Annotated in this window: 12 protein-coding genes; 11 read left to right on the top strand and 1 reads right to left on the bottom strand. The window is 62.8% G+C overall.

Annotation, left to right across the window (positions count from 1 at the left end):
- Positions 1–58: 58 nt before the first annotated feature.
- Positions 59–670, top strand: coding sequence for a trimeric intracellular cation channel family protein (locus tag JET17_RS23895; protein WP_003249516.1), 612 nt, complete (start codon positions 59–61; stop codon positions 668–670).
- Positions 671–698: 28 nt separating this feature from the next.
- Here the strand turns inward: JET17_RS23895 and queG are convergent, their stop codons facing one another.
- Positions 699–1,763, bottom strand: coding sequence for a tRNA epoxyqueuosine(34) reductase QueG (gene queG / locus JET17_RS23890; protein WP_012316484.1), 1,065 nt, complete (start codon positions 1,761–1,763; stop codon positions 699–701).
- A gap of 65 nt (positions 1,764–1,828) precedes the next feature.
- Between queG and JET17_RS23885 the strand changes: the two genes are divergently transcribed.
- From JET17_RS23885 to JET17_RS23840, 10 genes are all read left to right on the top strand, one after another.
- Positions 1,829–2,689 (top strand): NAD(P)H-hydrate dehydratase, encoded by an 861-nt coding sequence (locus tag JET17_RS23885; protein WP_012316483.1) that lies wholly within the window; start codon positions 1,829–1,831, stop codon positions 2,687–2,689.
- Positions 2,677–3,150: a tRNA (adenosine(37)-N6)-threonylcarbamoyltransferase complex ATPase subunit type 1 TsaE gene (gene tsaE / locus JET17_RS23880; RefSeq protein WP_012316482.1), complete on the top strand. Its 474-nt coding sequence runs from the start codon at positions 2,677–2,679 to the stop codon at positions 3,148–3,150. The genes JET17_RS23885 and tsaE overlap by 13 nt, the downstream gene beginning before the upstream one ends.
- 11 nt (positions 3,151–3,161) lie before the next feature.
- Positions 3,162–4,595 (top strand): N-acetylmuramoyl-L-alanine amidase, encoded by a 1,434-nt coding sequence (locus JET17_RS23875; protein ID WP_012316481.1) that lies wholly within the window; start codon positions 3,162–3,164, stop codon positions 4,593–4,595.
- Positions 4,592–6,493, top strand: coding sequence for a DNA mismatch repair endonuclease MutL (gene mutL, locus JET17_RS23870; RefSeq protein ID WP_012316480.1), 1,902 nt, complete (start codon positions 4,592–4,594; stop codon positions 6,491–6,493). Before JET17_RS23875 ends, mutL begins: the two co-directional genes overlap by 4 nt.
- A 1-nt stretch (position 6,494) precedes the next feature.
- The gene (miaA, locus tag JET17_RS23865) at positions 6,495–7,466 is read left to right on the top strand and encodes a tRNA (adenosine(37)-N6)-dimethylallyltransferase MiaA (protein WP_012316479.1); all 972 of its coding nucleotides are present in this window, start codon (positions 6,495–6,497) and stop codon (positions 7,464–7,466) included.
- A gap of 94 nt (positions 7,467–7,560) precedes the next feature.
- Complete coding sequence (hfq, locus tag JET17_RS23860; protein WP_003258160.1) at positions 7,561–7,821, top strand: RNA chaperone Hfq; 261 nt, start codon at positions 7,561–7,563, stop codon at positions 7,819–7,821.
- A 12-nt stretch (positions 7,822–7,833) separates the two neighbouring features.
- Positions 7,834–9,135, top strand: coding sequence for a ribosome rescue GTPase HflX (hflX, locus tag JET17_RS23855; protein WP_012316478.1), 1,302 nt, complete (start codon positions 7,834–7,836; stop codon positions 9,133–9,135).
- Positions 9,136–9,231: 96 nt separating this feature from the next.
- A complete protein-coding gene (gene hflK / locus JET17_RS23850) occupies positions 9,232–10,413 on the top strand; it encodes an FtsH protease activity modulator HflK (RefSeq protein WP_012316477.1) in 1,182 nt (393 codons plus the stop codon).
- Entirely contained in the window at positions 10,413–11,282 is an 870-nt protein-coding gene (gene hflC, locus JET17_RS23845; RefSeq protein ID WP_012316476.1) for a protease modulator HflC, read from the top strand. Before hflK ends, hflC begins: the two co-directional genes overlap by 1 nt.
- 290 nt (positions 11,283–11,572) lie before the next feature.
- Complete coding sequence (locus tag JET17_RS23840) at positions 11,573–12,760, top strand: ATP phosphoribosyltransferase regulatory subunit (RefSeq protein WP_012316475.1); 1,188 nt, start codon at positions 11,573–11,575, stop codon at positions 12,758–12,760.
- Positions 12,761–12,765 lie beyond the last annotated feature (5 nt).

The following is a 12,765-nucleotide window of genomic DNA, read 5'->3' as shown; positions in this document are numbered from 1 at the left end:
CTTTTGGTGCCTTGGGCAACTGGTTAGACTGCGCGCCTTTCCCGCACGGACCTGCGCCATGTTGTTGATGCTCTACCTTATCGCCATCACCGCCGAAGCCATGACCGGCGCCCTGTCTGCCGGGCGCCGGGGCATGGACTGGTTTGGCGTGGTACTGATCGCCTGTGTGACTGCCCTGGGTGGTGGCTCTGTGCGTGATGTTCTGCTCGGGCATTACCCACTGACCTGGGTGAAGCATCCGGAATACCTGGTGCTCACCAGCTTTGCCGCGCTGCTGACGATTTTCATCGCACCGATGATGCGCCGCCTGCGGTCACTGTTTCTGGTGCTGGATGCCTTGGGGCTGGTGGCCTTCACCCTGATTGGCTGCATGACTGCGCTTGAGATGGGGCAGGGCATGTTGGTGGCGTCGATCAGCGGTGTCATTACAGGGGTATTCGGCGGGATCCTTCGGGATATTTTCTGTAACGACATCCCGCTGGTGTTCCGGCGTGAACTGTATGCCAGCGTGTCTTTTGCCGCGGCGTGGTTTTACCTGGGCTGTGTGTATTTCAAGGTGCCGGCAGAGCAGGCCATGCTGCTGACCTTGTTTGGTGGGTTCCTGGTGCGGCTATTGGCGATCCGCTTCCATTGGGAAATGCCGAAGTTTCACTACAACGACCAGCAGTGAAACCTCAGGGGCTGCTTGGCGGCCCCTGCTATGGAATGCCATGCCGCGCCAGCGCCCACTCCACATGCTCACGCACCAGCTCCGACGGGTCTTCCCGGCGCGCCTTCAAGGCTTCCAGCACCGGAATCGTCGACGGTGCATTGCCCAGGCCCACCGCCAGGTTGCGTAGCCAGCGCTCATACCCGGCGCGCCGCAAAGGCCCACCCTCGGTCTTGCGTAGAAAAGTCTTTTCATCCCACAGGAACATCTCGGCCAGCTCGGCATTCTCCAGGCCATGCCTGGGCTGGAAGTCGTTTTCCTGGGTTGGACGTGCAAAACGATTCCACGGGCAGACGATCTGGCAGTCATCGCAACCGAACACCCGATTGCCCATCATCGAGCGCAACTCCACGGGGATGGCGCCCTTCAACTCGATGGTCAGGTAAGAAATGCAGCGCCTGGCATCCAGCACATAGGGCCCGACAAAGGCCTTGGTCGGGCAGATGTCCAGGCACGCCTGGCAGCGTCCGCAATGCTCGCTGGTATGCGCCTCGTCCACCGGCAGCGGCAAGTCGACAAACAGCTCGGCCAGGAAAAAGTAGCTCCCAGCCTTGCGATTGAGTAGCAGGGTGTTCTTGCCGATCCATCCCAGGCCTGCCTGTTCGGCGATGGCCTTTTCCAGTACCGGGGCGCTGTCTACGAACGCCCGGTAGCCGAACGGACCGATGTCTTCCTGGATGCGATCGGCCAGGTGCTGCACGCGTTTGCGCACCAGCTTGTGGTAATCGCGGCCTAGGGCGTAGCGTGATACGTAAGCTTTTTCAGGCTGGGCCAGGCGCTGCGCCATCTGCGTGTCGCCGGGCAGGTAGTCCATGCGCAGCGAAATCACTCGTACGGTGCCTGGGATCAACTGGTCGGGGTGGGCGCGCTTGCCATCGTGGGCGGCCAGGTATTCCATCTCGCCCTGGTAGCCGGCGTCGAGCCAGCGCTGCAGGTGCTGTTCGTGCTCGCCAAGGTCCACACCGGCGATGCCGACGTGGGCAAAACCGAGTTCACGGCCCCAATTTTTGATCGATTGGGCCAGGGCGGCGAGGTCAAGTGTGCAAGCGGACATGGATGGGCAAGGCAATACAGGCTCAGGTGCGTATAATTCTGCCAGACATTGGAGCCTTTGACCCCATGCCGCAGACCAAACACCAAAGCCATGCCCCGCTACTGCTAAGCAGCGTGACCGTCACGCGCCTGCCCGCCAGGCGTCCGCACGCCCACAAAGGTGACTTCGGCCACGTGCTGGTGGTGGGTGGCGACCTCGGTACCGGTGGCGCAGTGCTGCTGAGCGCCGAAGCCGCGCTGCGTTGCGGCGCTGGGCTGGTCAGCATGGCGACTCGCCCCGATCACGTGGCCGCAAGCCTTGCCCGCTTGCCCGAAACCATGTGCCTGGGGGTCGATTCGGCCAACCAGCTGATGGGGGTACTGGAGCGCGCTTCGGTGCTGGTGGTCGGTCCAGGGCTGGGCCAGGCCGCCTGGGGGCGCAGCCTGCTGTCGGCTGTTGCCAATGCCGAGCGGCCGCAGGTATGGGATGCCGATGCACTCAACCTGCTGGCGCGCACGCCTCTGGCATTGCCCAGTGGCAGCATTCTTACCCCGCATCCTGGGGAGGCCGCACGTTTGCTGGGCATTTCCACCGAGGCTGTGCAGGCCGATCGCCCAGGCGCCGCTCGCAAGCTGGCGCGCCGCTATGCCAGTGTTTGTGTGCTCAAGGGGGCCGGTACTCTGGTCGCGGATCCGGCGGGGCAGTTGGCGCTGTGTCAGCGCGGGCATCCGGCAATGGCGGGGGCGGGCTTGGGTGACGTGCTGACGGGTGTGCTGGCCGCATTATTGGCCCAAGGGCTGGATGCCTGGCGCGCCGCAGGTCTTGGGGTGTGGTTGCACGCGTGTGCCGGCGAGCGGTTGGGTGTGAAAGGTAGAGGCCTGGCAGCCAGTGATCTGGCGCCGGTCATTCGTGAGTTGTTGGAGGAGCATTCTGCGTGTCTGGCATAACCCTGTTTCTGGCCGATGAAGAGGCCACGGTCAAATTCGGTGCATCACTGGCCGAGGTGACCGGCGGTCGCGGCATCATCTTTCTTGAGGGCGACCTGGGTGCGGGCAAGACTACGCTGTCCCGTGGCCTTATTCGTGGCTTGGGCCATACTGGTGCAGTGAAAAGCCCGACCTTCACCGTGGTTGAACCCTACGAGATCGGTGACGTACGCGCCTTCCATTTCGACCTGTATCGCCTGGTCGATCCGGAGGAACTGGAATTCATGGGCATTCGCGACTACTTCGAGGGTGACCCGCTGTGCCTGTTCGAGTGGCCAGAAAAGGGTGCGGGCGTTTTGCCAAAGCCTGACCTGACCATTACCATAAGCCCCCAAGCGGGCGGACGCTCGCTGATCCTTTCGCCGCAGGGGGCTCGCGGCGAGGCCTGGTGCACTGCGCTGGCCAAACACTATAAACAGTAAGTGGGGTAGGTATGCGCATACGCGCACTGGTCGCTGTCGTTGGTCTGCTGCTGACAGCGGTGACTGTTGACGCTCTGGCCGTCACTCAAGTCAAGAGCATGCGCCTGTGGCGCGCGCCGGACAACACGCGGCTGGTCTTCGACCTGTCTGGCCCCGTGCAGCATAGCGTCTTCACCCTCAGCGCACCCGATCGCCTGGTCATCGATATCAATGGCGCGACGCTGGGCGCGCCGCTGAACGTTTCCACCTCGAACACGCCGATCAGCAGCGTGCGCTCCGCCCAACGTACGCCTACCGATCTGCGCGTGGTGGTCGACCTGAAAAAGTCGGTCACGCCCAAAAGCTTCACCCTGGCACCCAACGCCCAGTACGGCAACCGTCTGGTGGTCGACCTGTATGACCAGGAAGCCGATGCCATCGCCGCCACGGCGCCTGCTGCACCGCCAACGCCTGTGCAAACCCCGGCGACCACCCCAGCGGTGCCGGTAAGCCCGGCCCAGCCGGCGATCAAACTGCCACCTGTACCCAGCGGCAAGCGCGACATCGTGGTCGCCATCGACGCCGGTCATGGCGGTGAGGATCCGGGTGCGTCGGGGTCGCGTGGCCAGCATGAGAAAGACATCGTGCTGCAAATCGCCAAGGAGCTGCAGCGTCAGATCAATACCGAGAAGGGCTACCGTGCCGAACTGACCCGCACCGGTGACTACTTCATTCCGCTGCGCAAACGTACCGAGATTGCCCGCAAGAAAGGTGCTGACCTGTTCATCTCGATCCACGCTGACGCTGCACCGTCGCGGGCCGCCTTTGGCGCCTCGGTGTTCGCCCTGTCCGACCGTGGCGCCACTTCCGAGACCGCCCGCTGGCTGGCCGACGCGGAAAACCGCTCCGACCTGATCGGTGGTGCTGGTAACGTCAGCCTCGACGACAAAGACCGCATGCTCGCAGGCGTGTTGCTCGACTTGTCGATGACCGCAACGCTCAGTTCCAGCCTCAACGTCGGGCAAAAAGTGCTGGGCAACATGGGGCGCATCACTTCGCTGCACAAGCAGCGCGTGGAGCAAGCTGGTTTCATGGTACTGAAGTCGCCTGACATCCCGTCGATCCTGGTCGAAACGGGGTTCATCTCCAACAACAACGAAGCCGCCAAACTGGCAACGCGCAGCCATCAGCAGGCACTGGCCCGCTCGATCCATACCGGTGTGCGCCAATACTTCCAGCAGAACCCGCCGCCTGGTACTTACATCGCCTGGATGCGCGATAGCGGCAAGATCGCCCAAGGGCCACGTGAACACACGGTACGCCCGGGCGAGACCCTGGCGATGCTTGCCGTGCGCTATCAGGTCAGCGTGGCTAGCCTGCGCAGCACCAACAGCCTCAAGAGCGATGAGCTGAAGGTCGGCCAGCACCTCAATATTCCCTCAACGACCCTGGCCTCGCAGCAATGAGTGGTGGTTCGCGCATCCAGCTGCTCAGTCCGCGGCTGACCAACCAGATTGCCGCCGGTGAGGTGGTCGAACGCCCGGCTTCGGTGGCCAAGGAGTTGCTGGAGAACAGTCTCGATTCCGGCGCCCGGCGCATCGATGTCGAAGTGGAGCAGGGCGGCGTCAAGTTGTTGCGGGTGCGTGACGACGGCAGCGGTATTTCCGCCGACGACCTGCCATTGGCCCTGGCCCGACACGCGACCAGCAAGATCCGCGAACTGGAAGACCTCGAAGGCGTCCTGAGCCTGGGCTTTCGTGGCGAGGCCCTGGCCTCCATCAGCTCGGTGGCGCGCCTGACCCTGACGTCGCGTACCGCCAGTGCTAGCGAAGCCTGGCAGGTCGAGACCGAAGGTCGCGACATGACCCCGCGTGTGCAGCCTGCTGCGCATCCTGTCGGCACCTCGGTGGAAGTACGTGACCTGTTCTTCAATACCCCGGCCCGTCGCAAGTTTCTCAAGGCCGAGAAGACCGAATTCGATCACCTGCAGGAAGTCATCCGGCGCCTGGCCCTGGCCCGCTTCGATGTGGCCTTCCACCTGCGGCACAACGGCAAGAGCATCCTCAGCCTGCACGAAGCGCATGACGAAACGGCCCGTGCGCGGCGTGTTGGCGCCATTTGTGGCGGGGGCTTCATGGAGCAGGCGCTGCCGATCGATGTCGAGCGTAACGGCCTGCGCCTGTGGGGCTGGGTCGGCCTGCCGACCTTCTCGCGCAGCCAGGCAGACCTTCAGTACTTCTTCGTCAACGGCCGTGCGGTGCGCGACAAGCTGGTAGCCCATGCGGTGCGCCAGGCCTACCGCGACGTGCTTTTCAATGGCCGGCACCCGACGTTCGTACTGTTCCTTGAGCTTGAGCCCAACGGCGTCGACGTCAACGTGCATCCGACCAAGCACGAAGTGCGTTTCCGTGAGGGGCGTTCGGTTCACGATTTTCTCTATGGCACGCTGCACCGTGCCCTGGCCGACGTGCGTCCGGAAGACCATCTGGCGTCGGCGCCTGCTGCCGCTGCCGAGATCACGCGCCCGACGGGGCAACAGGCGGGCGAATTCGGCCCGCAAGGCGAGATGCGCCTGGCCTCGCCGGTGCTCGAACAGCCCCAGGTGCCCCAGCATTCGATTTCCAACGGCGGCAGTGGCGCAGGTTACCAGTACCAGTACACCCCCCGCCCATCACAGCCGTTGCCCGCTGCGGAGGCCCAGGCGGTCTACCGCGAGTTCTACAAGCCGCTGAACGATGACGCTGCCGGGCCTGCGACGTTGCCGCAGAGTCAGGGCGACATCCCGCCCTTGGGGTACGCCCTGGCCCAGCTCAAAGGCATCTACATTCTCGCCGAGAATGCTGCCGGCCTGGTGCTGGTCGACATGCACGCAGCCCACGAGCGGATCATGTATGAACGGCTCAAGGTGGCGATGGCCAGCGAGGGCCTGAGTGGCCAGCCGCTGCTGGTGCCCGAGTCACTGGCGCTGAGCCAGCGCGAGGCCGACTGCGCCGAGGAGCATGCCCAGTGGTTCCAGCGCCTGGGCTTTGAGTTGCAGCGCCTGGGCCCCGAGACGCTGGCGATCCGCCAGATTCCTGCCCTGCTCAAGCAGGCCGAGGCCAACCGCCTGGTCCAGGATGTGCTTGCCGACCTTATGGAGTACGGCACCAGCGATCGCATTCAGGCGCACCTCAACGAACTCCTCGGTACCATGGCCTGCCACGGCGCCGTGCGTGCCAACCGGCGCTTGGCAATTCCTGAAATGAACGCCCTGCTGCGTGACATGGAAAACACCGAGCGTAGCGGCCAGTGCAACCATGGCCGACCGACCTGGACCCAGATGGGCCTGGACGACCTGGACAAACTTTTCCTGCGCGGTCGATGACATGAGCGGCAAGCCCCCAGCGATATTCCTCATGGGCCCGACGGCGGCCGGCAAGACCGACCTTGCCATCGAGCTGACCAAGGTCCTGCCGTGCGAGCTGATCAGCGTCGACTCGGCCCTTGTCTACCGCGGCATGGACATCGGCAGCGCCAAGCCCTCCAGGGAGGTATTGGCTGCCCACCCACATCGTCTTATCGATATTCGCGACCCTGCCGAGAGCTACTCGGCTGCGCAGTTTCGCACCGATGCCCTTCAGGCCATGGCCGAAATCACCGCGCGCGGCAAAGTCCCGCTGCTGGTCGGTGGCACCATGCTCTACTACAAGGCATTGATCGATGGTCTGGCGGACATGCCGCCGGCCGACGCTGCGGTGCGTGCCGCGCTCGAGGCCCAGGCGCAGGCGCTGGGCTTGACCGAGTTGCACCGCCAGCTTGCCGAAGTGGACCCGGAGTCTGCCGCACGCATCCACCCTAACGACCCACAGCGCCTGATCCGTGCTTTGGAGGTCTTTCAGGTGAGCGGCGAGAGCATGACAGCCCATCGCCAGCGTCAATTCGCGGAAAGTAGCGGCGCAGACGCAGGCGCTGGCGGGCATTTGCCCTATACTGTCGCGAGTTTGGCGATTGCTCCTACAGATCGTCACATTCTGCATCAGCGAATTGCGTTACGATTTTCGCAGATGCTGGAACAGGGCTTCGTCGACGAGGTCCGATCGCTGCGAGCCAGAAGTGACTTGCACGCCGGGCTGCCGTCTATACGGGCAGTGGGATATCGGCAGGTCTGGGACTACCTCGACGGCAAGCTGACTGAGAATGAGATGCGAGAACGCGGTATCATTGCTACTCGCCAGCTGGCCAAACGGCAGTTCACCTGGTTGCGCGGTTGGTCCGACGTGCACTGGCTCGACAGCCTGGCCTGCGACAATCTGTCCCGCACCTTGAAATACCTTGGGGCCATCTCCATATTGAGCTGAGTCCCTGCTGATTGCCGTCTATTCTTCCGAAGGGGCGGCCTAACTTATCGATTTTTTTGATTTTCTACTATTTATCCTTACAGGAGTGCGGCATATGTCAAAAGGGCATTCGCTACAAGACCCTTACTTGAACACCTTGAGAAAAGAAAAGGTCCCGGTTTCGATCTATCTGGTCAACGGGATCAAGCTGCAGGGCTCGATCGAATCGTTCGACCAGTTCGTGGTGCTGCTGAAGAACACTGTCAGCCAGATGGTCTACAAGCACGCGATTTCGACCGTGGTTCCAGCCCGTCCGGTTCGCCTGCCAAGCCCGTCCGATTCCGAACACGGCGACAGCGAACCAGGCAACGCCTGATAGGAGCCTGCATTGTTCTTTGAGCGCCACGGTGGTGGTGAGCGGGCGCTGCTCGTTCACTTGGAAGGTCAGAACCCTGAGGCGCGCGAAGACCCGCAGGAGTTTCAGGAACTGGCATTGTCGGCCGGAGCCGACATCGTCTCGCTGGTCACAGTGGCAAGGCATCAGCCTACCGCCAAATACCTGATTGGCAGTGGCAAGGTCGAGGAATTGCGCGACCTGGTCAAAGCCGAACAGGTTGACCTGGTGATTTTCAATCACACCCTCACGCCCAGTCAGGAGCGCAACCTCGAACGAGTCTTCGAGTGTCGCGTGCTTGACCGTACCGGGCTGATTCTCGACATCTTCGCCCAACGGGCGCGTACCCATGAAGGCAAGCTGCAGGTCGAACTGGCCCAGCTCGAGCACATGAGCACGCGGCTGGTACGCGGCTGGACCCACCTTGAGCGTCAGAAGGGTGGTATCGGTATGCGCGGCCCGGGTGAAACCCAGTTAGAAACCGACCGGCGTCTGTTGCGGGTGCGCCTGCGCCAGATCAAGTCACGCCTGGAAAAGGTTCGCAGCCAGCGTGAGCAGGCTCGCCGGGGGCGTCGGCGCGCGGATATTCCGTCGGTATCGCTGGTGGGCTACACCAACGCTGGCAAGTCCACGCTGTTCAACGCCCTGACTGAATCCGATGTGTACGCCGCCGACCAATTGTTCGCCACCCTCGACCCGACCCTGCGCCGGCTCCAGCTCGACGACCTTGGGCCGATCGTGCTGGCTGACACCGTTGGCTTCATTCGTCACCTTCCGCACAAGCTGGTCGAGGCATTTCGGGCTACGCTCGAAGAGTCGAGCAACTCCGACCTGCTGCTGCATGTGATCGACGCCCATGAGCCTGAGCGCATGGAGCAGATCGAGCAGGTGCTGGCAGTATTGGGCGAGATCGGTGCCGAAGGCTTGCCGATACTCGAGGTCTATAACAAACTCGACTTGCTTGAAGATGTCGAGCCGCAGATCCAGCGCAATGCCGACGGCAAGCCGGAGCGGGTCTGGGTATCGGCTCGAGATGGCCGTGGCCTGGAGCTGGTCGGTCAGGCCATTGCCGAGTTGCTGGGGGATGATCTTTTTGTCGGTACCCTGTGCCTGGAGCAGCGTTTTGCCCGCTTGCGCGCGCAATTCTTTGACTTGGGTGCGGTGCAGAGTGAAGAGCATGACGAAGAAGGGCGCAGCCTGCTGAGTGTGCGATTGCCCAGGGTCGAGTTGAATCGCCTGGTCAGCCGCGAAGGCATGGAGCCGCAAGTGTTTGTCGAGCAACACACTTTGCAATAAATGCCCGCCGAGGTCGTCGGGCAGCAGTGGCAGGCATTCTGTAGCATTGGACGGCGCGCCGTGGGCGCGTCTTTGCTTTATCAGATGGAGAGCGCTATGGCTTGGAACGAGCCGGGTGGCAACTCGAACAATCAGGATCCCTGGGGCGGCCGCCGCGGTGGTGGTGGCGGCGGTGGCGATAAAAAAGGCCCGCCGGATCTGGACGAGGCCTTCCGCAAACTGCAGGACAGCCTTAACGGCATGTTCGGCAGCGGCAAGAAACGTGGCGGCGGTGACCGCAATGTCGGCAAGGGCGGTGGCTACGGCCTGCTGGGCATCGGCCTGGCGGTACTGGCTGCCATCTGGCTGTACAGCGCTGTGTACGTGGTCGATGAGCAGGAGCAGGCCGTTGTGCTGCGCTTCGGCAAGTACTATGAGACGGTCGGTCCCGGCCTGAACATCTACTTCCCGCCGATCGATCGCAAGTACATGGAAAACGTCACGCGTGAGCGTGCCTACACCAAGCAGGGCCAGATGCTCACCGAAGACGAGAACATCGTCGAGGTGCCACTGACCGTCCAGTACAAGATCACCAACCTGCAGGACTTCGTGCTCAACGTCGACCAGCCCGAGGTGAGCCTGCAGCATGCCACCGAAAGCGCCCTGCGCCACGTGGTGGGTTCCACCTCGATGGACCAGGTGTTGACCGAGGGTCGTGAGCAGATGGCCGTGGATATCCGCGAACGCCTGCAGCGCTTCCTCGACAACTACCGGACCGGTATCACTGTCACCCAGGTCAACGTACAGAGCGCGGCAGCCCCGCGTGAAGTGCAGGAAGCCTTCGACGACGTGATCCGCGCCCGCGAAGACGAGCAACGTGCCCGTAACCAGGCCGAATCCTACGCCAATGGCGTGGTGCCGGAAGCCCGTGGTCAGGCCCAGCGCATCATCGAGGACGCCAACGGTTACCGCGACGAAGTCATCGCCCGCGCCAAGGGTGAGGCCGACCGCTTCACCAAGCTGCTCGCCGAGTACCGCAAAGCGCCGGACGTGACCCGTCAGCGTCTGTATCTGGAGACCATGCAAGAGGTCTACAGCAACACGAGCAAAGTCATGGTGGCAACCAAGGACGGGCAGAACAACCTGCTCTACCTGCCGCTGGACAAGATGGTCGAAGGTGGCCGCAATGCGTCCGCGCCGGCTACCAGTGTGTCGCCATCGGCCAATGATGCAGCCGCACGTGCGGCGCAGGACCTGCAACAGCAACAGCAGCAGATGCGCACTAGGGAGAGCCGCTGATGAGCAATAAATCGCTGATCGCCCTGATCGCAGCTGTGGTGCTGGCCGTCGTGGCCTGGAACAGCTTCTACATCGTGGCCCAGACCGAACGTGCGGTACTGCTGCAATTCGGCCGTGTGGTCCAGGCGGATGTCCAGCCTGGCCTGCATGTGAAGATTCCTTATGTGAACCAGGTTCGCAGGTTCGACGCCCGCCTGATGACCCTCGACGCCCCGACCCAGCGGTTCCTGACCCTGGAGAAGAAAGCGGTGATGGTCGACGCCTACGCCAAGTGGCGCGTTCAGGATGCCGAGCGTTTCTATACCGCGACTTCCGGCCTCAAGCAGATCGCCGATGAACGTCTGTCTCGTCGCCTGGAAAGCGGCCTGCGTGACCAGTTCGGTAAGCGTACCCTGCACGAAGTGGTTTCCGGTGAGCGTGACGCGCTGATGGCTGACATCACTGCATCGCTGAACCGTATGGCCAACAAGGAGCTGGGTATCGAGGTGGTCGATGTGCGCGTCAAGGCCATCGACCTGCCCAAAGAAGTCAATCGCAGCGTGTTCGACCGTATGAGCACCGAGCGTGAGCGGGAAGCCCGCGAGCATCGCGCCAAGGGTAACGAACTGGCAGAGGGTATCCGTGCGGATGCCGACCGTCAGCGTCGCGTGCTGCTGGCCGAAGCCTATCGTGAAGCGGAAGAAACCCGCGGTGATGGTGATGCCCAGTCGGCCGCCATCTATGCCAAGGCTTACACCCAGGACGCTGATTTCTATGCGTTCTACCGTAGCCTTCAGGCATACCGCGAGAGCTTCTCCAGCAAGAGCGATGTCCTGGTCCTGGATCCGAAGAACGAGTTCTTCCGCTTCCTGGACAAGAGCAGGCCCTGATGCTCTGATCGGGAAATGCCCCGCCTGGCAGCTAAAACACCAGGCGGGGTGCACCCTGATTCAAAAGGGGTGTATGATGAGGCAGCCGGGAAATTTCCCGGCTTTTTTGCGTCTGCAAGGTTGATTGGCAAAGCGCCAGTTGACGGTTTGGTCAGTTCGCAAGGCAATTCGAGGGTATTGGGTACGGTGGCGGCGCTGGGATCAGTGCTGCCTGCTGCTGTGCGCCAATGCCTGCTTTACTGACGGCTCGCCTGCAGGCAAGCCGCCCGGACCAGAGGGGAAATGGCGTAATGGCAACGGTAGACCGCTGGCTACTGCCAGATGGCATCGAGGAAGTACTGCCACCTGAGGCTGCGCGTATCGAGATCGCGCGTCGTCAGGTGTTGGACCTGTTCCAGAGTTGGGGCTACGAACTGGTCGTCACCCCGCATATCGAGTACCTGGAGTCGCTGCTTACCGGCGCCGGCCAGGACCTGGATCAGCGCACCTTCAAGGTGGTCGACCCGCAGTCCGGTCGCCTGATGGGCTTCCGTGCCGACTTTACCCCGCAGGTGGCGCGCATCGACGCCCACACCCTGCGCCGCGAAGGCCCGAGCCGCCTGTGCTATGCCGGCAGTGTGCTGCACGCCCAACCGCGTGCGCTGTCCACTTCGCGCAGCCCGATCCAGCTGGGTGCCGAGCTGTACGGCGATGCCAGCCCTACCAGTGATGTCGAAGTCATCAGCCTGATGCTCGCCACGCTGCAGCTGACCGACGTCGCGGATGTGCACATGGACCTCGGTCATGTCGGTATCTACCGTGGCCTGGCGCGCGCCGCCGGCTTGTCCGGCGCAGTCGAACAGCAGCTGTTCGATGCCCTGCAGCGCAAGTCGGTCGATGAAGTGCAGGCACTGACTGCCGACTTGCCGAAGGACCTGGGCAACATGCTGCGCGCTCTGGTCGAGCTGTGCGGTGGCCGCGAAGTGCTGGCCGAAGCCCGTGTGCGCTTGGGTCGTGCCCCGGCCAGCGTGCTGGCGGCGCTTGACGACCTGTTGGCGATCGCTGATCGCCTGGCGTCGCGCTATCCGGAGCTGCCGCTGTACTTCGACCTTGGCGAGTTGCGTGGCTACAACTACCACACCGGTGTGGTGTTCGCCGTGTTCGTGCCTGGCGAAGGTCAATCGATCGCCCAGGGCGGGCGCTACGACGACATCGGCGCAGATTTCGGTCGGGCACGCCCGGCCACCGGTTTCTCCACGGATTTGAAGACCCTGGTCACACTGGGGCGAGCGGAGGTCGTATTGCCAGCTGGCGGCATCTGGATGCCCGACAGCGGTGACGCGGCCCTCTGGCAGCAGGTCTGCCAGTTGCGCAACGAGGGCCAGCGTGTGGTCCAGGCTCTGCCTGGCCAGCCGTTGAGTGCTGCTCTCGAGGCGGATTGTGATCGGCAATTGATTCAGCAAGACGGGCGCTGGCAGGTTCTGCCGCTGACCCATTGAGTTTC

Origin of the sequence: Pseudomonas putida (assembly GCF_016406145.1) — a bacterium.
GTDB lineage: Bacteria > Pseudomonadota > Gammaproteobacteria > Pseudomonadales > Pseudomonadaceae > Aquipseudomonas > Aquipseudomonas putida_E.
Note: the sequence above shows the minus strand (reverse complement) of the source record. Positions and strands in the feature narration are given on the sequence as shown.